This window comes from Ruminococcus turbiniformis, assembly GCF_020687545.1.
GTDB classification, from domain to species: domain Bacteria; phylum Bacillota; class Clostridia; order Lachnospirales; family Lachnospiraceae; genus Mediterraneibacter; species Mediterraneibacter turbiniformis.
Map to the genome: position 1 here is coordinate 21,154 of NZ_JAJEQX010000020.1, position 19,724 is coordinate 40,877.

General features: G+C 51.6%; 21 protein-coding genes, 1 other RNA gene and 1 other annotated feature. Of the genes, 20 read left to right on the forward strand and 2 right to left on the reverse strand.

What is annotated here, in order from left to right; all coding sequences use genetic code 11:
* Positions 1–15: 15 nt before the first annotated feature.
* From LKD70_RS11330 to thiI, 7 genes are all read left to right on the forward strand, one after another.
* Entirely contained in the window at positions 16–1,221 is a 1,206-nt protein-coding gene (locus LKD70_RS11330; RefSeq protein ID WP_227708146.1) for a M50 family metallopeptidase, read from the forward strand.
* 75 nt (positions 1,222–1,296) lie between these two features.
* Entirely contained in the window at positions 1,297–1,812 is a 516-nt protein-coding gene (gene moaC, locus LKD70_RS11335; protein ID WP_227708147.1) for a cyclic pyranopterin monophosphate synthase MoaC, read from the forward strand.
* Between the two features lie 20 nt (positions 1,813–1,832).
* A complete protein-coding gene (locus LKD70_RS11340) occupies positions 1,833–2,732 on the forward strand; it encodes a glycoside hydrolase family 25 protein (protein ID WP_227708148.1) in 900 nt (299 codons plus the stop codon).
* Entirely contained in the window at positions 2,733–3,686 is a 954-nt protein-coding gene (prmA, locus tag LKD70_RS11345; RefSeq protein WP_227708149.1) for a 50S ribosomal protein L11 methyltransferase, read from the forward strand.
* Positions 3,686–4,453 carry a 16S rRNA (uracil(1498)-N(3))-methyltransferase gene (locus LKD70_RS11350; protein ID WP_227708150.1) on the forward strand — a complete coding sequence of 256 codons (768 nt, stop codon included), beginning with the start codon at positions 3,686–3,688 and terminating at the stop codon, positions 4,451–4,453. Before prmA ends, LKD70_RS11350 begins: the two co-directional genes overlap by 1 nt.
* Positions 4,454–4,465: 12 nt before the next feature.
* Positions 4,466–5,623, forward strand: a complete 1,158-nt coding sequence (locus LKD70_RS11355; protein WP_227708151.1) for a cysteine desulfurase family protein — start codon at positions 4,466–4,468, stop codon at positions 5,621–5,623.
* Between the two features lie 28 nt (positions 5,624–5,651).
* Positions 5,652–6,842 carry a tRNA uracil 4-sulfurtransferase ThiI gene (gene thiI, locus LKD70_RS11360; RefSeq protein WP_227708152.1) on the forward strand — a complete coding sequence of 397 codons (1,191 nt, stop codon included), beginning with the start codon at positions 5,652–5,654 and terminating at the stop codon, positions 6,840–6,842.
* A gap of 86 nt (positions 6,843–6,928) precedes the next feature.
* Here the strand turns inward: thiI and LKD70_RS11365 are convergent, their stop codons facing one another.
* Entirely contained in the window at positions 6,929–7,162 is a 234-nt protein-coding gene (locus LKD70_RS11365; protein WP_087151923.1) for an HPr family phosphocarrier protein, read from the reverse strand.
* 130 nt (positions 7,163–7,292) lie between these two features.
* Here LKD70_RS11365 and mtaB point away from each other — a divergent pair, with 130 nt between their 5' ends.
* The 8 genes from mtaB to LKD70_RS11405 all read left to right on the forward strand — a co-directional run bounded on the left by mtaB (position 7,293) and on the right by LKD70_RS11405 (position 14,055).
* Positions 7,293–8,594 (forward strand): tRNA (N(6)-L-threonylcarbamoyladenosine(37)-C(2))-methylthiotransferase MtaB, encoded by a 1,302-nt coding sequence (mtaB, locus tag LKD70_RS11370; protein WP_227708153.1) that lies wholly within the window; start codon positions 7,293–7,295, stop codon positions 8,592–8,594.
* Between the two features lie 130 nt (positions 8,595–8,724).
* Positions 8,725–8,988 (forward strand): IreB family regulatory phosphoprotein, encoded by a 264-nt coding sequence (locus tag LKD70_RS11375; RefSeq protein ID WP_227708154.1) that lies wholly within the window; start codon positions 8,725–8,727, stop codon positions 8,986–8,988.
* Positions 8,989–8,995: 7 nt separating this feature from the next.
* The gene (ruvX, locus tag LKD70_RS11380) at positions 8,996–9,439 is read left to right on the forward strand and encodes a Holliday junction resolvase RuvX (protein WP_227708155.1); all 444 of its coding nucleotides are present in this window, start codon (positions 8,996–8,998) and stop codon (positions 9,437–9,439) included.
* A 22-nt stretch (positions 9,440–9,461) separates the two neighbouring features.
* Positions 9,462–9,722, forward strand: coding sequence for a DUF1292 domain-containing protein (locus LKD70_RS11385; protein ID WP_227708156.1), 261 nt, complete (start codon positions 9,462–9,464; stop codon positions 9,720–9,722).
* Between the two features lie 58 nt (positions 9,723–9,780).
* Positions 9,781–10,242, forward strand: coding sequence for a Fur family transcriptional regulator (locus LKD70_RS11390; protein WP_227708157.1), 462 nt, complete (start codon positions 9,781–9,783; stop codon positions 10,240–10,242).
* Between the two features lie 120 nt (positions 10,243–10,362).
* Positions 10,363–12,033 carry a ribonuclease J gene (locus LKD70_RS11395; RefSeq protein ID WP_227708158.1) on the forward strand — a complete coding sequence of 557 codons (1,671 nt, stop codon included), beginning with the start codon at positions 10,363–10,365 and terminating at the stop codon, positions 12,031–12,033.
* A gap of 6 nt (positions 12,034–12,039) precedes the next feature.
* Positions 12,040–12,690: an O-methyltransferase gene (locus LKD70_RS11400; protein WP_227708159.1), complete on the forward strand. Its 651-nt coding sequence runs from the start codon at positions 12,040–12,042 to the stop codon at positions 12,688–12,690.
* Between the two features lie 123 nt (positions 12,691–12,813).
* Complete coding sequence (locus tag LKD70_RS11405) at positions 12,814–14,055, forward strand: peptidase U32 family protein (protein ID WP_227708160.1); 1,242 nt, start codon at positions 12,814–12,816, stop codon at positions 14,053–14,055.
* A 115-nt stretch (positions 14,056–14,170) separates the two neighbouring features.
* Here LKD70_RS11405 and LKD70_RS11410 read toward each other — a convergent pair whose 3' ends face one another.
* Positions 14,171–14,953, reverse strand: coding sequence for an EFR1 family ferrodoxin (locus tag LKD70_RS11410; protein ID WP_227708161.1), 783 nt, complete (start codon positions 14,951–14,953; stop codon positions 14,171–14,173).
* Positions 14,954–15,108: 155 nt separating this feature from the next.
* Here LKD70_RS11410 and LKD70_RS11415 point away from each other — a divergent pair, with 155 nt between their 5' ends.
* The 5 genes from LKD70_RS11415 (at position 15,109) to LKD70_RS11435 (ending at position 19,670) form a co-directional block, all read left to right on the forward strand.
* Entirely contained in the window at positions 15,109–15,492 is a 384-nt protein-coding gene (locus LKD70_RS11415; protein ID WP_227708162.1) for a GntR family transcriptional regulator, read from the forward strand.
* A 3-nt stretch (positions 15,493–15,495) separates the two neighbouring features.
* A complete protein-coding gene (locus tag LKD70_RS11420) occupies positions 15,496–16,902 on the forward strand; it encodes a hypothetical protein (RefSeq protein WP_227708163.1) in 1,407 nt (468 codons plus the stop codon).
* A 61-nt stretch (positions 16,903–16,963) separates the two neighbouring features.
* A non-coding RNA gene (gene ssrS / locus LKD70_RS11425) (6S RNA) lies at positions 16,964–17,143 on the forward strand.
* Between the two features lie 117 nt (positions 17,144–17,260).
* Positions 17,261–18,157 (forward strand): YihY/virulence factor BrkB family protein, encoded by an 897-nt coding sequence (locus LKD70_RS11430; protein WP_227708164.1) that lies wholly within the window; start codon positions 17,261–17,263, stop codon positions 18,155–18,157.
* 1 nt (position 18,158) lies between these two features.
* Positions 18,159–18,427: a binding site (T-box leader), on the forward strand.
* 205 nt (positions 18,428–18,632) lie between these two features.
* Positions 18,633–19,670, forward strand: a complete 1,038-nt coding sequence (locus tag LKD70_RS11435; RefSeq protein ID WP_227708165.1) for a phenylalanine--tRNA ligase subunit alpha — start codon at positions 18,633–18,635, stop codon at positions 19,668–19,670.
* The last annotated feature ends 54 nt before the right edge of the window (positions 19,671–19,724 follow it).

Genomic DNA, 19,724 nt, shown 5'->3' on the forward strand with positions numbered 1-19,724 from the left:
CCTTGGGAGGGGATTATGGCAGAGAAGACAGCAGGAAAGAGAAAGAAAAAGCGAAGTTCCAAAAAAACGGTGAGAAACATTCTGATTATGGTACTGGCTGTGGCAGCGGGAGGGGCAGCAGGCTATGGCTTTGCCGCATATGCAGATCTTAATATAGAAGGAGGACTGACGTTTCACGGGTTTCTCCTGTGGATTCTGTATCTGATTATCGCCTTTTACACCGCGTTTTTCCTTCAGACGGTATTCCATGAGGGCGGGCATATGATCTTCGGCCTTCTGACCGGATACCGCTTTTCCTCCTTCCGGATCGGGAGCTTTATGTGGATTATGCAGGATGGAAAACTTCGTTTCCGGAGACTTTCTCTTTCCGGAACCGGAGGGCAGTGCATTATGGAGCCGCCGGATATGAAAGACGGGACGCTCCCCTATGTGCTGTACAATGCGGGAGGAGTCATACTGAATCTGCTCACGGGAGCGGCCGCGCTTGCGGGATGCCTGATGGCGGACGGCCTCTGGTATCTTAGCCTTTTTTTCGGGACAGTTGCCATGGCCGGGGCATGGCTTGCGCTCGTAAACGGGATCCCGCTAAAGCTTGAGATGGTGTACAACGACGGGCGCAATATTGTGGAGATCGGAAAAAGCAGAGATGCAGCCTACGGATTCTGGCTTCAGCTTAAGATGGCGAAGCTTCAGGCCGAGGGCGTCCGGGTAAAGGATATGCCGGATGAGTGGTTTTTCATGCCGGAGCCGGAGCGGATGCAGAACAGCATGACTGTGTCCGTGGGAGTGTCGGCTGCGGGGAAAATGATGGATGAGCATGATTTTTCCGCGGCGGCGGAAGCCATTGATGTGCTGCTTGGTCTGGAGAGCGGCGTCACAGGACTGATGCGCGCCATGCTGACCGGAGATAGAATCTACTGCGAGCTGCTTGGCGATCAGAAGAAAGAGATCCTCGGACTGTGGAAGGAACCCTGGCAGCAGAAGGTGATGAAGCAGATGAAAAACTATCTGTCTGTGATCCGGACAGCGTATGCATATGCGCTTCTGTGCGAGGAAGATCTGTCCCGCGCGGATAAGCTGAAGCAGGAGTTTGACCGGAGGGCAAAAAGCTGGCCGTATCCTGCGGATGCCCGGTCTGAGCGGGAGCTTATGGAGCTGGCCGGACAGCGGGCAGATGGCGCAGAAAAGACAGTGTCAGAGGGCGCAAAAGGGAACTTGTAACCGGAGAGAACTTCCGCTATAATGAACTAAGGCAGCCGGGTACGGCACTACAACATTTTCGGAAGAGGTAGAGAGATGGGATTCACGCATTTTGATGAGAACGGAAAAGCCCTTATGGTCGATGTGACCGGGAAAAACGAGACTGTCCGGGAGGCGACGGCGGCGGGAAAAATTTTTGTAAGCCGCGAAGTGTTTGACGCTGTGAGGGCAGGACGTGTCGGAAAAGGGGATGTGCTCGGAGTGGCCACGACCGCGGGTATCATGGGCGCAAAGCGGACTTCGGACCTGATCCCCATGTGCCACATTCTCCCGATTACGAACTGCAGGGTGAATTTTGAAATGGATGAAGAAGAGTGTTCCATCCACTGCACATGTACCGTGAAAGTGACCGGAAAGACCGGGGTTGAGATGGAGGCGCTCACAGGAGTCAGCGTAGCGCTTCTCACGGTTTACGATATGTGCAAGGCAATCGACAAGTCGATGGAGATCGGGGAGATCTATCTGGTGAAGAAGACCGGGGGAAAGAGCGGGACAGTAGAAAACCGGCCCCGCGCTCTCAGAAACGGGAAAAGAGAACTGGATATACTCTGATGAATTTAAGGAAGATTCGTATGAGGTTTTTAAGGAAACTTAGAATTTTGCCGATGCTGCTTTGCGTGTTATGCTTTCTGGCGGGCTGCGCGAACCGGGAGCGGCAGGCATCCGCGTTCGTGGAAATGGCGGACGGTACAGGCGCGAAAATAGAAGGGGACTACTATACGTTTGAAGATGTGGAGGGCAACAGCTACAAGGCTCCGCTCCTTTCGGGAATGCCGGAGTGCACTTATGACTTCTCCAACCTGAAGATAGATGAGGAGACCGGGTACAAAAGTTATGTGGACGAGAAAAACTCGATCAGAGCTGTCCACGGAATCGATGTATCGGAGTTCCAGGGAGAAAATATCGACTGGAACCTGGTAAAGGAAAGCGGAATCGTGTTTGTGATCATCCGGGTCGGATACCGCGCTTACGGGGAGGGAGGAGAACTTGTCCTTGACGCCATGTTTGACAGAAACATGGAAGGGGCGCTGCAGGCGGGGCTTAAGGTCGGCGTCTATTTCTTCTCCCAGGCTATCTCTCCGGCCGAGGCTGTGGAAGAGGCGGAATTTGTAACAGATCACCTGAAGCCCTATGAGATCAGCGGCCCGGTTGTGTTTGACACCGAGGAGATCCGCTGGGATGAGGCGCGCACAGACGGAAACACGCGGAAAGATTTCACCAATTACTGCAAAGTGTTCTGCGAGACGATTGAGAGCGCCGGATATGAGCCGATGATTTATGCCAATATGAAATGGATGGCGTTTGAACTTGAGCTTGAGGAGCTCACGGAATATGACTTCTGGTACGCAGACTACAACGAAGTGCCCCAGTGTCCGTACGACTATAAAATCTGGCAGTATACGGAAGAGGGCGCCGTGCCGGGAATCGAGGGAAATGTGGATTTGAATTTATGGTTTCAGGAGGCAGCATAGATGAAGTGGAAAAAATTTCGTTTGAAGACAACAACAGAGGCGGAAGATATTGTCAGCAGCATGCTTATGGATCTGGGAATCCAGGGCGTGCAGATCGAGGACAGGATTCCGCTCAGCCAGTCTGACAAGGAGCAGATGTTCGTGGATATTCTCCCGGAGATCGAGGCGGACGACGGCGTGGCGTATTTAAGCTTTTATCTGGAGCCGGAGGAGGACTGCGAAAAGATTCTGTCGGAGATCCGCCGTGAACTGCAGGACATGTCAGCTTATGTCAATGTGGGAGAATGCACGGTGGAGGAGTCGGAGACAGAAGATGTGGACTGGGTAAACAACTGGAAGCAGTATTTCCATCAGTTCTGCGTGGATGACATTCTGATCATCCCTTCCTGGGAAGACGTCAGTCCGGAGGATGAGGACAAGATGATCATCCACATCGATCCGGGCACAGCCTTCGGCACCGGCATGCACGAGACGACCCAGCTCTGTATCCGCCAGCTCAGGAAATATGTGACGGAAGGATGCCGGGTGCTCGACGTGGGATGCGGCAGCGGCATTCTCGGGATGCTTGCCCTTAAGTTCGGAGCCGGATACTCGGTTGGAACGGACCTGGATCCGTGCGCCATTGACGCCACAAAGGAAAATATGGAAGTCAACGGGATCGGCACAGACAGCTATGAGGTGATGATCGGCAATATCATCGACGACAGGGAAGTGCAGGACAAAGTTGGATACGGCTGCTATGATATCGTGGCGGCGAATATCCTCGCGGATGTGCTTGTGCAGCTCACTCCTGTGATCGTAAATCAGTTAAAGCCCGGCGGGGTCTATATCACCAGCGGGATTATCGACGATAAGGAGCAGACCGTCGTGGACGCGGTAAAGGCGGCAGGGCTTGAAGTCTTAAGCGTGACATACCAGGGCGAGTGGGTCTGCGTGACGGCGAGGAAAAACTGATGCAGCAGTTTTTTGCGGAACCGTCGCAGATCACAGAGAACAGAATCCGGCTTGACGGACCGGATGTGAATCATATGAAAAATGTACTCCGGATGAAACCGGGGGAGGATGTGCGGGTCAATGACGGATGCGGGCACACGTATCTGTGCTGCATCGCCTCCTATGAGGGGGAGGGCGCACTGCTTGATGTGTTAAAAGAGCTGGATGCGGATACGGAACTTCCGTCCGGAATCTGGCTTTTTCAGGGCCTTCCGAAAGGAGACAAGATGGACTGGATCGTGCAGAAGGCGGTGGAACTGGGCGCGTTCTGCGTCGTCCCGTTCGCGGCGAAGCGCTCGGTTGTGAAGCTGGATCATAAAAAGGCGGCAAAGAAACAGGCCCGGTGGCAGGCCATTGCAAAGGGGGCCGCGGAGCAGTCCGGCCGGGGGATCATACCGGAAGTAAAGGAGCCCGTGACGTTTGCGCATGCCCTTGAGGCGGCGTCAGATCTGGACGTTGTGCTGATCCCTTATGAAATGGAAGAGGGAATGGAAGCGACGGCCCGGATCATCGAAGGGATCCGCCCAGGCCAGTCCGTCGGAATCTTTATCGGCCCCGAAGGGGGATTCGAGGAGGAGGAAGTGGCGCTGGCAGAGCATTCAGGAGCGAAGCCGGTGACCCTCGGAAAGCGGATCTTAAGGACAGAGACAGCGGGGCTTGCAGCTCTGTCAATTCTGATGTATCATCTGGAGAGCGCCCAACATAGTTTAATAATGAGAAACGAGTAAAGGACAGGAAATATGGAAGTTTATCTTGATAATTCCGCTACAACGATGTGCTATCCGGAAGTGGGAAAACTGGTATATAAGGTAATGTGTGAAGACTACGGAAATCCGTCGTCCATGCATATAAAAGGAGTGCAGGCCGAGCACTATGTCAGAGAGGCGAAGGAGACGATCGCGAAGCTTCTTAAAGTGAACGCAAAAGAGATTTTCTTTACCTCGGGCGGCACAGAGAGCGACAACCTTGCGCTGATCGGCTGCGCGAGGGCCAACCGACGCGGGGGAAACCATCTGATCACCACATCCGTCGAGCACCCGGCCATCTTAAATACGATGCGCTATCTCGAGGAGGAAGAGGGATTCCGCGTGACGTATCTGCCGGTGGACGAAAACGGCGCAGTACAGCTGGACGCGCTCAAAGAAGCGCTCTGTCCTGAGACAATCCTTGTCTCGATCATGTATGTGAACAATGAGGTGGGGACGGTCCAGCCTGTTCAGGAAGCCGCGCAGATCGTGAAACGGTACAGACCGTCCATTCTGTTCCACACGGACGCGGTGCAGGGATTCGGGAAATACCGGATCTGGCCGAAGCGGATGGGAATCGATCTTCTCACTGCCAGCGGACACAAGATTCACGGGCCAAAGGGTACCGGATTTCTCTATATCGACAGCCGGGTAAAGATAAAGCCCATTGTCTTCGGAGGAGGACAGCAGAGGGACATCCGTTCCGGTACGGAGAATGTGCCGGGAATCGCGGGGCTGGGGCTTGCGTCAAAGATGATCTATCAGGATCTGGAGATGAAGACCGCGCTCATGCGGGAACTGAAAAACTACTTTACCGACGGCATTTTAAAGATCGGGAACACAAAGGTGCACGGTGCCGGAGATGAGAACAGCGCGCCGCATATCGTAAGCGCCGGATTCGCCGGGGTGAGAAGCGAGGTGCTTCTCCACACGCTGGAGGACAAAGGGATCTGCGTCTCTGCCGGATCCGCGTGTTCATCGAACCATCCGTCTGTCAGCGGAGTGTTAAAGAGCATCGGAGCGCCGAGAGAGTATCTGGAATCCACACTCCGGTTCAGCATGTCGGAATTTACGACGAAAGAAGAAATTGACTATACGCTGGAAACACTATATAATTGTATACCGATGCTTCGGAAATACACACGCCGTTAGGAGAGAACGGCATTTTAAGGAGAAAAATATGAAATTTCATTCATTTCTGATTAAGTATGGTGAGATAGGAATCAAGGGCAAAAACCGGTATATGTTCGAGGATGCTCTTGTACGTCAGATCCGGTATGCGCTCAAAGGCGTTGACGGGGAGTTCCTTGTTCACAAATGCCATGGAAGAGTGTACGTGGACTGCGAGGGCGAGTACGACTACGAGGAGACGGTGGAGAGCCTGAAAAAAGTGTTCGGAATCGTCGGAATCTGTCCTGTTGTACGGAAGGAAGTAAAAGAGATATCAGAGCTGAAAAAAGACGTGGTCGCCTATGTGGGAGAGATGTACCCGGAGGGAAACCGTACGTTTAAGGTTGAGGCGAGACGCGCCAACAAGCGCTATCCCGTAAACTCCATGGAGATTAACTGCGAGCTCGGGGAGGCGGTGCTGGAGGCGTATCCTCAGATGAAGGTGGATGTGCATCATCCGGATGTCCGTCTGAACGTGGAGATCCGCGAGGAAGTCTACATTTACTCCGAGATCATACCGGGACCGGGAGGCATGCCGGTAGGGACCAACGGAAGCGCCATGCTGCTTCTCTCCGGAGGAATCGACAGCCCGGTGGCGGGATATATGATCGCAAAGCGAGGAGTGGAGATTGAGGCGGTTTATTTCCACGCCCCGCCGTACACGAGCGAGAGAGCGAAAGAAAAAGTGATCGATCTTGCGCGGCTTGTGTCCGCGTATGCGGGACCGATCAAACTCCATATTGTCAATTTTACGGACATCCAGCTCTATATTTATGAGAAGTGTCCTCACGAGGAGCTGACGATCATCATGCGCAGATATATGATGCGGATCGCGGAACACTTCGCGAAAAAGGACGGATGTCTCGGGCTTATCACAGGAGAAAGCATCGGCCAGGTGGCGAGCCAGACGATGCAGAGCCTTGCCGCGACAAACGCCGTGTGCACGCTCCCTGTATACAGACCGCTGATCGGATTTGACAAGCGGGAGATCGTGGAGATATCAGAGAAAATCGACACGTATGAAGTATCCATACAGCCGTTTGAGGACTGCTGTACGATCTTTGTGGCAAAACACCCTGTCACGAAACCGGATACAGAGAGAATAGCGAAGTCTGAGCTGAATCTGACAGAGAAGATTGACGAGCTGATGAAGACGGCTCTGGAGACTGCGGAGGTTATTACAGTCAGCGCCGGAGAATAAGCCGCCGCCTGCCCGGGCTTATGAGCGTCGTCTGCACAAAAAAAAAGCTGCCTCGGTATGAGACAGCTTTTTGTATGAACGACTGCTTATTTGATAATGTAAGCATCCAGTGCTGCAAGGATGTCATCAACATTTCCGTCAGCGTGAATGTTGAGGTCGATCGGCTTGGAAAGATCCAGACTGAAAATTCCCATGATTGATTTGGCATCTATAACATATCTTCCGGATACTAAATCGAAGTCATTGTCATACTTTGTAATCTCGTTTACAAAAGATTTTACTTTGTCGATTGAGTTTAATGAAATCTGTACGGTTTTCATTGTGAAAAATCCCTCCTTGAATTATACAATAAAGTAAGGCCGCAGATCAGGCCGCTGACCTTATGTATATTCTACGAGATGTGCTACTAAAAGTCAAGAAACAATAGAGGAAAAAAGAGGTAATTTTGTCATGAAAAAAGCGGCATTCCACAACCTTGGATGCAAAGTCAACGCCTATGAAACAGAAGCTATGATGGAACTGCTTGAGAAAGCAGGATATGAGATTGTGCCCTTTTCAGAAGGAGCGGATGTCTATGTGATCAACACCTGTACGGTGACGAACATTGCAGACCGGAAGTCCCGTCAGATGCTGCACCGGGCCAGAAAACTGAACCCTGACGCCATCGTTGTGGCGGCGGGATGCTATGTGCAGGCGCAGGAGGAAAAGAAGACGGAACCGGACCCGTGCATTGATATTGTGATCGGAAACAATCATAAAAAGGATCTGGCAAGGATTCTTGAAGAATATGAGAAAGGCCGGGAAAAAGAAGCGGTCTGCCGGATCGGAGATATCGGGAAGGAAAAGGAGTATGAGTCCCTCCATCTGACAAGGACAGGGGAGCACACGCGGGCGTACATCAAAGTACAGGACGGGTGCAACCAGTTCTGCAGCTACTGCATTATCCCCTACGCAAGAGGGCGTGTGCGCAGCAGGCAGACGGAGGATGTGGTGGAGGAAGTCCGGGCTCTCGCCGGCAACGGATACCGGGAGGTCGTGCTCACGGGAATCCACTTAAGCTCCTACGGCATTGATTTTGACGGGGAGAGACATCTGCTTGATCTGATCCGTGCGGTTCACGGGGTGGACAAAATTATGCGGATCCGTCTGGGATCTCTGGAGCCGGGGATCGTGACGGAGGAGTTCGCGCGGGAGTTAAGCCGGATGGAGAAGATCTGTCCTCATTTCCACCTTTCCTTACAGAGCGGGTGCGACGCGACGCTGAAGCGGATGAACCGGAGATATACAAGCGCGGAGTATATGGAGCGGTGCAGGATCCTGAGAACGTATTTTGACGCCCCGGCGCTTACAACCGATGTGATCGTCGGGTTCCCGGGGGAGACGGAAGAGGAGTTTCAGGAATCTCTTTCCTTTGTGGACAGCGTGGATTTTTATGAGACGCATATCTTCAAATATTCCAGAAGAGAAGGTACGCGCGCGGCGGTGATGGACGGCCAGGTGGACGAGCGGGTGAAAGGGAGAAGAAGCGCTGCGATGATCGGACTCGGGGAGAAAAAGAGGCGGCAGTACGAGCAGTCATTCCTCGGAAAAGAGGTGGAAGTTCTTGTGGAGGAGGACGCTGTGGTGAACGGAAAAATCATGCAGACAGGCCACACACGGGAATATATGAAAATTGCACTAGAAAGAAATGAAAATCTGCAGAATCGTATTGTAAAAGTGCGAATTGAAAACGATTCACAAATTATTCATTGAATTTTCGGTATGATTATATTAGAATTGTAAATAGGGATTCTGGGTTTTTCCCGGAAAATCAGAGCGTTTTGCCGGTCTGCGGCGGGTGCGTTCTGACAGTTGAATATCAGAAAAAGGAGGAACAGCACAGATGAGTGATCTCAGCAATACACAGTTCTTTCAGGTAGAGCCCGGGCCTCAGATCTCAGCAAAAGATATTCTGGAGATCGTGTTTAAGGCACTGAAAGAAAAAGGATACAATCCGGTCAATCAGATCGTTGGATATATCATGTCAGGGGATCCTACTTACATCACAAGCTACAACGGAGCGAGAAGCCTTGTGATGAAAGTGGAGAGGGACGAACTCGTGGAAGAGCTTCTGAAAGCGTATATCGAGCATAATTCCTGGGTATAATACTGTCATGAGAATTATGGGGCTTGACTACGGGACAAAGACGGTCGGCGTCGCGCTGAGCGATCCTCTGGGGATTATGGCTCAGGCGGTGGAGACGATCACGAGGAAAGAAGAGAACAAGCTTCGCCGCACATGCGCCCGGATCGAGGAACTGATCGGGAAATACGGTGTGGAGAAGATTGTGCTTGGCTTTCCGAAACACATGAACAATGATATCGGGGAGCGCGCAGAGAAATCGCTCGAATTTCGGGAGATGCTGATGAGACGGACGGGGCTTGAGGTCATCATGTGGGATGAGCGGCTTACGACCGTGGAGGCAGAGCGCACGCTGATTGAGAGCAATGTAAGGCGGGAGAACCGCAAGCAGCATATCGATCAGATTGCGGCGGTGTTTATCCTGCAGGGGTATCTTGATCTTCTGCGGATACAGGGAGAGCGGGAGAACGCGTGAAAAACAGTAAGGGGCAATTTTTATGGAAAAGATAAGATTTGCTTTTTCCGACGGCAGCGGGGAAGATGAGTTCTTCGTACTTGAGGAGACGAGAATTAACGGGAGCACATACATACTTGTGACTGACTCCGAAGATGACGATGCAGAGTGCCTGATCCTGAAGGAAGAAGGAACACCGGGAACCGGGGACTGCGTCTATGAGATCGTCGAGGACGAGACAGAGCTTCTGGCAGTGTCCAAGGTGTTTGAGGAACTGCTGGAAGATGTGAATATAGAAATGTAAGATCCGTTCAGGATCATTACAATAGATTTACTTACTGCGGGGAGAAAAAAGAACGCGGATGGAACGGAAAAATACAGAAGGACTGCTCAGGCAGAGGCTGAAGGAGAAGGGGCTTAAGGTCACGCACCAGAGAATTCTTGTCCTGTCGGTTCTGGAGCAGAACGGCGGCAGGCATATGACTGCGGAAGATATCTACGAACTGGTGGCGGAGGATTATCCCGAGATCGGTCTGGCGACGGTTTACCGCACGCTTCAGCTTTTATGGGATATGCAGCTCGTGGACAGAATCAATCTGGATGACGGATGTGTGCGATATGAGATTGGACACCTGTGCGGGGGAGAGACGAAACACAACCATCATCATCTCATATGCAGAGAGTGCGGCAAGGTGATTCCCTTTGATGCGGATCTTCTGGATGATCTGGAGCATCACATCGAGAAGGCGACGGGATTCCATGTTCTTGATCACGAACTGAAGTTTTACGGTCTGTGCAGTGAATGCATGAACAAAACAGAATAACTGTGAAAAGCAGCGAATCGTAAAGGCGAGTGTTCGTTTTACAGAGCAGCTTTTAAGGCTGCTGTTCTTTTTGTGCCCGGAAGTAACGTGATACATAAAAATAATGGAGGTGTTTGTTTATTGAAAAAAGAAAAGAAAGGAAAGCTGCGAATCATACCGCTCGGAGGCCTTGAGCAGATCGGTATGAATATTACGGCATTTGAATACGAAGACAGTATCGTTGTGGTGGACTGCGGTCTCGCGTTCCCGGAGGATGACATGCTCGGAATCGACCTTGTAATCCCGGACGTGACGTACTTAAAGGACAACGCGTCGAAGGTGAAAGGCTTTGTCATCACCCACGGACATGAGGACCATATCGGTGCGCTGCCCTATGTGTTGAAGGAGATCAATCTTCCGATCTACACGACGAAGCTTACGATGGGAATCATCGACAACAAACTGAAGGAGCACAATCTTCTCCGCACGACAAAACGCAAGATTGTGCAGCACGGACAGTCCATCAATCTCGGAAAGTTCCGGATTGAATTTATCAAGACGAATCACAGTATTCAGGACGCATCCGCACTTGCGATCTACTCCCCGGCGGGCGTGGTTGTCCATACGGGAGACTTCAAGGTGGACTACACGCCGGTGTTCGGCGATGCCATCGATCTGCAGCGGTTTGCCGAGATCGGAAAGAAGGGCGTGCTGGCGCTGATGTCCGACAGTACGAATGCGGAACGCCGCGGATTTACCCAGTCGGAGCGCACGGTGGGCATTACTTTCGACCATATTTTTGCGGAGCATCAGAACACCCGTCTTATCATCGCCACGTTCGCATCCAATGTGGACCGTGTGCAGCAGATTATCAACTCCGCTTACAAGTACAGGAGAAAAGTTGTGGTTGAGGGACGGAGCATGGTCAATATCATCTCCACCGCATCGGAACTCGGATATCTCCATGTACCGGAAAACACGCTGATCGAGATCGACGAGATGAAAAACTATCCGCCGGAGAAGATGGTGCTGATCACAACGGGAAGCCAGGGAGAGTCAATGGCGGCGCTCTCGAGAATGGCCGCGGATGTGCACCGCAAAGTGACGATTCAGCCCAACGATACGATTATCTTCAGCTCAAACCCGATCCCGGGCAACGAAAAGTCCGTTTCCCGCGTGATCAACGAACTCTCTGCAAAAGGCGCGGAAGTTATCTTCCAGGATACCCATGTTTCGGGACATGCCTGCCAGGAGGAGTTAAAGCTGATCTACTCTCTTGTGAAACCGAAATACGCGATTCCGGTCCACGGCGAGTACCGGCATCTGAAAGCCAACGCCGAAGTGGCGAAATCACTGGGAATCCCGAAGGAGAATGTGTTCATTATCCAGTCGGGAGATGTGCTTGAGCTGGATGAGGAGTCGGCAAAGGTTGTGGACAAGGTTCACACAGGGGCAGTGCTTGTGGACGGTCTCGGAGTGGGCGATGTGGGAAATATCGTGCTCCGCGACAGACAGCACCTGGCCGAGGACGGAATTATCATCGTTGTGCTCACCCTGGAGAGAAGAACGAACCGTCTCCTTGCAGGACCGGATATCGTTTCCCGCGGCTTTGTCTATGTAAGAGAGTCCGAGCAGCTGATGGAGGATGCAAGGAAGGCAGTCTCCGACGCGCTGGATAAGTGCCTGACAGGCCGTCACACAGACTGGAACAAGATCAAGCTTGTGATCCGTGACGCGATGAACGACTATATCTGGAAGAAAACAAAGAGAAAACCGATGGTGATCCCGATCATCATGGATGTGGATGTATAAAAGAAAATGATAGTAGATGAACGAATTGTCACATTCATCAATTCGCTCGACACGAAAAACAGTGAAATACTGGAGAACATCGAGAGGGAGGCACTTGCGGATTCTGTCCCCATTATCAGGCGGGAGATGCAGAGCTTCCTGAAGGTGCTCCTTATGCTGAAAAAACCTATGCGCATTCTGGAAGTCGGAACTGCCGTAGGTTTCTCTGCGTTATTGATGAGTGAGTATGCTCCGGCAGAGTGCCGGATTACAACGATTGAAAATTATGAGAAGAGAATCCCGGTTGCCAGGGAGAACTTCAGAAGAGCCGGAAAGGAAGGGCAGATCACGCTGATCGAGGGCGACGCCCGGGATGTGCTCAAAACGCTGGAAGAGCCGTATGACTTTATCTTTATGGACGCGGCGAAGGGACAGTATATCCATTACCTTCCGGATGTGCTCCGGCTGCTCGGTGAGGATGGATGTCTTGTGTCGGACAATGTGATGCAGGACGGGGATGTGATCGAGTCCCGCTTTGCAGTGGAGCGGAGAAACCGGACAATCCATGCGCGGATGAGGGAATATCTTTACGAGCTGAAACACAGCCGTGCGCTCACAACGTCCATCCTGCCCCTCGGGGACGGCGTGGCAGTGAGTGTGAAAAGGCAGATACCGTGAGAAGGCGGATGCTGTGAGGAAAGGCAGATACCGTGAGAAGGCGGATGCTGTGAGGAAAGGCAGATACCGTGAGAAGGCAGATGCCGTGAGAAGGAGAAAGAAGAAAGAAAAAGGGGAAGGACAATGAGGAGACATCCAGAACTGCTGGTGCCTGCCAGCAGCCTTGAAGTGCTTAAAACAGCGGTTATTTTCGGAGCTGACGCTGTGTATATCGGAGGAGAGGCGTTTGGCCTCAGGGCAAAGGCGAAGAACTTCAGTATGGAGGAGATGGCGGAGGGAATCGCGTTCGCCCATGCGCACGGGGCAAGAGTGTATGTGACGGCCAATATTCTGGCGCATAATGACGATCTGGACGGAGTGAGAGCATATTTTGAGGAACTCAAAGACATGAAGCCGGATCAGCCGGACGCACTGATTATCTCTGACCCGGGTGTTTTCGATATTGCAAAAGAAGTCTGCCCGGAGATTGAGCGCCATATCAGCACCCAGGCAAACAACACAAATTACGGGACGTATAATTTCTGGCACCGGCAGGGGGCCTCACGAGTCGTTGCCGCGCGGGAACTTTCGCTGAAAGAGTTAAAAGAGTTAAAGGCGAAGATACCCTCAGACCTGGAGATTGAGGCGTTCATTCACGGAGCGATGTGCATCTCCTATTCCGGGCGCTGCCTTTTGAGCAATTATTTTACCGGAAGGGACGCCAACCGCGGAGCCTGCACCCACCCGTGCCGCTGGAAGTACGCGGTTGTGGAGGAGACAAGGCCGGGCGAGTACATGCCTGTGTATGAAAATGAGCGGGGAACATTTATCTTTAACTCGAAAGATCTGTGCATGATTGACCACATTCCGGAACTGATCGATGCGGGAATTGACAGCCTGAAGATCGAAGGGCGCATGAAAACTGCCCTGTATGTGGCGACTGTAGCCCGCACGTACCGGAAAGCGATTGATGATTATCAGAAGGATCCTGCGCTGTACCGCGAAAATATGCCCTGGTATCAGGAGCAGATTATGAGCTGCACGTACCGTGATTTTACGACGGGATTTTTCTTCGGGAAACCGGACGAGTCAAGCCAGATCTATGACAGCAACACGTACAATAAGGGATACACGTACCTGGGAATTGTATATGAGGCGAAAGAAGGGCTGTGCAGAATTGAGCAGCGGAACAAGTTCACGGTGGGCGAGACGATCGAGATCATGAAGCCTGACGGGCGCAATGTGGAGACGGCTGTGAAGCGGATTATAAATGAGGACGGCGCGGAGCAGGAGAGTGCGCCGCACTCAAAGCAGGTACTCTGGGTGGAACTGGACGAGTGCCCGGAAGAGTATGATATCCTCAGAAGAGCGGAAGAGACGCTTTGATTTTCCAGTGGGGATTTCGGATTGATTCGGATTGATTTTCTATGATGGGGCGGACGCTTCTCCGGGAGGAGAGGCGCCGCCCTGTCTGGTTCATTTCAGATTCAGAGAAAGTAATTTAGAGAAAGATATCTGCCGTCTTGTCGCTCTGGCAGACTTTATTCAGCTTCCTCTCCAGTATGGACATTTTCATCGAGCTTACGGCTCTTGCTTTCTGTTTACATGACCGGACACATCTCATGCAGCCGATGCATTTTTTGTGATCGGTCTTTTTCGGCTCTTTGAGAGGGATGGCGCCCGCGGGACAGACTTTGGCGCAGGTGCCGCACAGTGTGCAGAGTGCGGAATCTGCCTTCGGCAAAAGGGAACTTCCGCCGTATTTTTTGTAGGGAGAGTTTCCGGGCACCTGGATGTCAAATTCATCGAAGGACTCGGATTTTCTCAGCCTGCGGTTCAGCTCGGTGCCGTATTCTGCGATCACTTTTAAGTCGGCTTTGTTCGGACGTCTGGAACCGATGGACGGGACGATGGAGTGTTCCGTCGGAAATGCGGCGGCTCCGATTACCTTAAAGCCGCGGTTCTCCACCTCGGTCTTCAGCTCGAGAAGAGCGTCTTCATATTCACGGCAGCCATATGTAGCGATCAGCGCTGCCGGGGTGTTGTCGCCTTTTATATTTTCCAGATATTCGAGAAAAAGCGCGGGCACGCGTCCGCCGTATACGGGCACGCCGAAGATAGCGAAATCATTGGGTAAGAATTTCAGAGACGGCTTCTTTTCTTTATAAACGGAAAAGTCAAAAGAGACAGACTTCAGATCAATGCTGCGCGCCGCCTCCATAATTACTTTCCTTGTCGTCCCGGTGGGACTGAAATAGACAAGTTTCAGTTCGTTCATTTTCATAAGACAAAACTCCTTCCTCACGTTATAGAACATGATAACATAAAGCACCGGAAAATGCACGAAAAAAGTATTGCATTATTTGTATCAAGTAATATAATACAAATAATAAAAAGTGACAGAGCAGTTTTTGATGCAAATGAATAGGAGGGAGAGCAGTGGTAATCAGAATTGACTTGTCCTCTGATACACCGATTTACGTGCAGCTGAGAAACGAGATTGTGAAAGGAATCGGGAAAGGAGAGCTCCTGCCGGGAGAGAATCTTCCCACCGTGCGGCAGCTCTCCGCTGAGCTGGGGGTGAACGCAATGACGGTGAGCAAAGCATATCAGATCCTGAAGACAGAAGGGTATATTGAGACGGACAGGAGAAGAGGGGCGGCGGTGCGTGCTGCCGGGCCAAAAGGGGCAGCGGCGGAGAACGGCAGGGAGAAGATGGAGAGCACGCTCGAACTTCTGAGCGCCGAGGCGAAGCTCCAGGGAATGGACAGAGAGGAGTTTCTGCGGCTCTGCGGGGATGCGTTCGCGCAGATGGAGGTGTGACGGATGGTAATGTTTCTGATCTTTCTGTTTACCGATCTTTTTATAGCGGGAATTTTCTATGCGGTGTACGGGAAAAAGAGAACGTACACGGAAGGGATGCTGCTCGGAGTTCATCTTCCCGCAAGCGCGGCAGAGAGCGGGGAAGTGGTATCCTTTATGGAGCGGTATCACCGGAAGACGAAAGCCTTTTTTCTGATGAACACGCTTGCGGGGGCGCTGATCTGCGGAATTTGCTTCTGGTATTTCTCCGTGTTTATGATCGTATGGTGCGTATGGCTTGCCGGATTCTCTGTGGGGATGATTGCCCTGCTGTTTCGGAACCACAGGAAGCTTTATGACCTGAAAGTGGAGCGCGGATGGATCGGGTCAGAGGGAAGCCATATTATGGCGGCGGATGTGAAAGTGGCGGCGCAGTCTGACCGGATGGGAATCTCCCCGCTGTGGCATCTGGCTGCGGCCTTTCTGATTCTGATGCCGTGCGTGCTCCCGACAGTGCGGTATTACCTTCGGGTTTCCGATGACGGGATGATCCTGTTTGGGTGCAGCCTGGCGGTGACGGCGTCATTCGCCATCCTGCACAAAGTGATTCTGGGAATGAGAAACAGAGTGTACAGTGAGGATTCTGACCTGAACATGAAGGTGAACCGGATGCAGAAGACCGTCTGGTCGTGGGCGCTGATCGGAGCCGGTTTCTGCAATGCGGCGGCTTATCTTACGGCGGCATCTTCCATGGACACGGACGGGCGGATTTCCACAGGGGTGTATATCGTGTATGTTGTGCTTGAATCCCTTCCCGGCGCGGCGCTGATCTGCGGGTTTCTCTATATGCGTTTTAAAAAGGAGAAAATGCTTGCCGGAAACAGGCACCCGCTTTATATCGATGACGATGTGTACTGGAAGAACGGCTGGTACAGCAATCCAAACGACAGGCGGCTGATTGTGCAGGACTGGGTGTGTTCGTGGAATTATACGACGAATATGGCGCGCCCGCTCGGAAAATTCTGCCTTCTGCTCGGAGTCGGCGTGACAGCGGCTGTTATGATCTGGGGCTGCAGGGAGATGTGGAAGATGGATTTCGCGCCGATTCGTATGGAGATTACCGGGGAAGGGCTTGAGATTACATCCGGAGCTGCGGATTATTCGATCCGCTATGATGAAATTGAAAGTGTAAGACTTCTGGAAAGTCTGCCGGAAGAGGACTATGCAGGCTACAGGCTCATAAAAGGCAGCGATTCCGCCGGAAAACTGGCAGGACGTTTCCGGGGAAAGGAAACCGGGGCCTGCAGGCTGTATATTTATAAGGGATATGAACCGGTTCTTGAGATTGACACGAAAGAAGGCCCGGTGTATGTCAACAGCAGAAATGAAGGAGAAGCCGAGAAGTGGAATGAAAAGTTGAAAAAAATGTGAAAAAAAGATTCAGTTGTAAAATCCGGATGATTGGAGTATAATAGCTGTAGATTAAAAAGAAGTTAACCTGGGATGTGCGACAACCCTGTAATTTTGAACCTACATTTGTTTAAACGGGATTCCTATATTTCTGTAATATGTCAGGCCTCCGATTTTGCAGTGGACGACAGAAAAGCAGATGCGGTTGCCCACCTGGCTGCGGCTAGGACTCAAAATACAGGACCGGCATTTTGGGGGACTACTAAAGATAAAGGCGGTCGTATTGTGCGGCCGCTTTTTCGATATATGCCTCTTTTCACGGGGTTAAGCAGCATGAGGAGCACAAAATGTGTATGGATGAAAAGCGAGGGGGACGGGAATGAAAAGGCGAACGCGAATCAAAAAGCATATTATCCGGATCGCGGCTACGGTAAATTCTCATCACACAGGCGCCTACGCGGCTCAGGCTGCGTATTTTTTCGTACTTTCTTTGATCCCGATCTTTATTCTTCTGCTGACGATGGTACAGTTCACAAGTGTGACGGTCAATGAAGTTCTTGCCGCGCTGATGCGCATTTTTCCCGAAACGGTGGAGCCGCTCATCAGAAGCATTATCGTGCAGGTGTACACACAGTCTCAGGGGGTGATCCCGCTTACAATCATTATCGCTCTGTGGTCAGCGGGGAAAGGCGTTCTCTCGGTGACATCGGGGCTTAACAGCATCTATGCGAACACAGAGACGCGAAACTATGTGTACTTAAGAATCAGGGCGTCTCTGTATACGGTGATTTTCCTTCTGGCAATCCTGCTTTCACTTGTCCTCTCGGTGTTCGGCAACAGTATCAGCGCGCTGCTCTATGAACATGTGCCGTTTTTAAGCAGGGTAGTGGACTTTGTTATCCGCATCCGTACTTTTGTGACGCTGGTTGTACTCACCGTGTTCTGGGATCTTGTGTATAAATATCTGCCGAACCGGCAGGAGATGGCAAAGACAACGCTGCGCAGACAGCTTCCGGGAGCGGTATTTACTGCATGCGGATGGCTGTTGATCTCATTTTTCTTTTCAGTATACCTGGATGTGTTTACCGGATTTTCAGGAATGTATGGAAGTATGACGACAATCATTTTGATTATGCTCTGGCTGTACGGGTGTATGTATATCATCCTGCTGGGCGGCGAGGTTAATGCGATTCTGGAGAAATATTATCTGAAAGACAGGACGCAACAGAGAAATTTCAGGATTGACAAAACAGAAACCTGTGATAAAATGGAATAGATAAAAAGCTATGATCGTGTAAAGTAGAGAACCGTTTTCTGTCAGAGAGAGAGGATCACCGGCTGAGAGTCCTCTTCAGTTCAGACGGCAATTGAATTTCCCACGTGAGCTGCGTTTTTGAAACATGTCTGGAGGCTTCGCAGTGTGAAGCACGGGCAGGAAGTAGGAAACGCCGTAGATGTACGTTACACATACCGAGTGTCCATACCGCCTGTGCGGCATGGGAAACAGGGTGGTACCGCGAGCGGATTTTCAGGCTTCGTCCCTTTTGGGGGACGGAGCCTTTTTGTGCTGGCGACGAGCCAAAGTTTGGGCTTGCCCGAAGCCTTGGCGACCGCTTACAATCCCGGAATGTGCCGCCAGGCACTTCCGGTGATTTACACGGAAAAACCGAAAAAGGTGCTGCAGTGCTGCATGTGCCGCGGGATACGCGGCAGTGAGCAAAGCAGAACAGGAAACAGGAAGGAGAAACGAAATGAAAGATAAAATCAACGGCATTTTATCAGAAGCAAAAAACAAAATTTCGGAAGCAGTAAACGAGGGTGAACTGCAGAATGTAAAGAGCGCATATATCGGAAAACAGGGGGCATTAAGTGTTCTGATGAAAGAGATTCCGACGCTGGACGTGTCTCTTCGCCCTGAGATGGGAAAACTTTTAAACCAGGCAAAGAACGAGGTCAAAGAGCTGATCGATGAGAAGAGAGTGGAGCTGAAGTTAAAAGCTTCCGAAGTGTCTCCGGACTTTGACTGTTCGGTTCCGGGCATTCTCCCCTCCGGCGGAGGACTTCACCCGATCACACAGATGTGCTATGACTTAAACGATACATTCCGTTCCATGGGATTTGAGATTTTCGAGGAGGATGAGATCACAAGCGAGATGTACGCGTTTGACAAGCTGAATTTCCCGCCGAATCATCCGGCCCGCGAGAGCATGGACACTTACTGGCTGGAAGGGCATGACAGTGGAAGCACGAACGAGAAACTCTGTCTCCGTCCTCACCTGACAGGCGGAAGCGTCCGCTACATGCAGACCCACAAACCGCCGTACCGTTTCGTGTATCCGGGGCGTGTGTACAGAAACGAGACGACGGACGCCCATCACGAGAGAGCATTCTTCCAGTACGAGGCGCTGATCGTGGACAAGGACATTACGTTTACGTCCGGTAAAGTGATGATTAAGAGCATTCTGAGCAAGGTGTTCGGAACGGATGTGCCGGTGAGAATGCGTTCCGGTTTCTTCCCGTTTGTGGAGCCGGGATTTGAGATTGACATGCAGTGTCAGGTGTGCGGAGGAAAAGGCTGCAGCGTCTGCAAGCATGTGGGCTGGATCGAGGTTATGCCGGGCGGTTCCCCGCACCCGAATGTCTTAAGGGCAGCAGGTCTTGATCCGGATGAGTACACAGGTTTCTATGTAAATATCGGTCTGGACCGTCTCGTCATGATGCGCTACGGGGTAGATGATGTAAGACTGTTCCACAGTGCGGACTTAAGATTTCTGAAACAGTTTAAATAATTGCGGATGAAGGAGTTCTGACGCGGCTTATGGGGCTGCGGATTTAAGGTTTCT

Bases quoted from the DNA above. Each gene is read 5' to 3' on its own strand.
- LKD70_RS11405 (WP_227708160.1), top strand. From the start codon at position 12,814: ATGAGGAGACATCCAGAACTGCTGGTGCCTGCCAGCAGCCTTGAAGTG.
- LKD70_RS11375 (WP_227708154.1), top strand. From the start codon at position 8,725: ATGAGTGATCTCAGCAATACACAGTTCTTTCAGGTAGAGCCCGGGCCT.
- ruvX (WP_227708155.1), top strand. From the start codon at position 8,996: ATGAGAATTATGGGGCTTGACTACGGGACAAAGACGGTCGGCGTCGCG.
- prmA (WP_227708149.1), top strand. From the start codon at position 2,733: ATGAAGTGGAAAAAATTTCGTTTGAAGACAACAACAGAGGCGGAAGAT.
- LKD70_RS11340 (WP_227708148.1), top strand. From the start codon at position 1,833: ATGAGGTTTTTAAGGAAACTTAGAATTTTGCCGATGCTGCTTTGCGTG.
- LKD70_RS11410 (WP_227708161.1), bottom strand. From the start codon at position 14,953: ATGAAAATGAACGAACTGAAACTTGTCTATTTCAGTCCCACCGGGACG.
- LKD70_RS11330 (WP_227708146.1), top strand. From the start codon at position 16: ATGGCAGAGAAGACAGCAGGAAAGAGAAAGAAAAAGCGAAGTTCCAAA.
- LKD70_RS11435 (WP_227708165.1), top strand. From the start codon at position 18,633: ATGAAAGATAAAATCAACGGCATTTTATCAGAAGCAAAAAACAAAATT.
- LKD70_RS11365 (WP_087151923.1), bottom strand. From the start codon at position 7,162: ATGAAAACCGTACAGATTTCATTAAACTCAATCGACAAAGTAAAATCT.
- LKD70_RS11420 (WP_227708163.1), top strand. From the start codon at position 15,496: ATGGTAATGTTTCTGATCTTTCTGTTTACCGATCTTTTTATAGCGGGA.
- LKD70_RS11400 (WP_227708159.1), top strand. From the start codon at position 12,040: ATGATAGTAGATGAACGAATTGTCACATTCATCAATTCGCTCGACACG.
- thiI (WP_227708152.1), top strand. From the start codon at position 5,652: ATGAAATTTCATTCATTTCTGATTAAGTATGGTGAGATAGGAATCAAG.
- LKD70_RS11355 (WP_227708151.1), top strand. From the start codon at position 4,466: ATGGAAGTTTATCTTGATAATTCCGCTACAACGATGTGCTATCCGGAA.
- LKD70_RS11430 (WP_227708164.1), top strand. From the start codon at position 17,261: ATGAAAAGGCGAACGCGAATCAAAAAGCATATTATCCGGATCGCGGCT.
- moaC (WP_227708147.1), top strand. From the start codon at position 1,297: ATGGGATTCACGCATTTTGATGAGAACGGAAAAGCCCTTATGGTCGAT.
- mtaB (WP_227708153.1), top strand. From the start codon at position 7,293: ATGAAAAAAGCGGCATTCCACAACCTTGGATGCAAAGTCAACGCCTAT.
- LKD70_RS11385 (WP_227708156.1), top strand. From the start codon at position 9,462: ATGGAAAAGATAAGATTTGCTTTTTCCGACGGCAGCGGGGAAGATGAG.
- LKD70_RS11390 (WP_227708157.1), top strand. From the start codon at position 9,781: ATGGAACGGAAAAATACAGAAGGACTGCTCAGGCAGAGGCTGAAGGAG.
- LKD70_RS11350 (WP_227708150.1), top strand. From the start codon at position 3,686: ATGCAGCAGTTTTTTGCGGAACCGTCGCAGATCACAGAGAACAGAATC.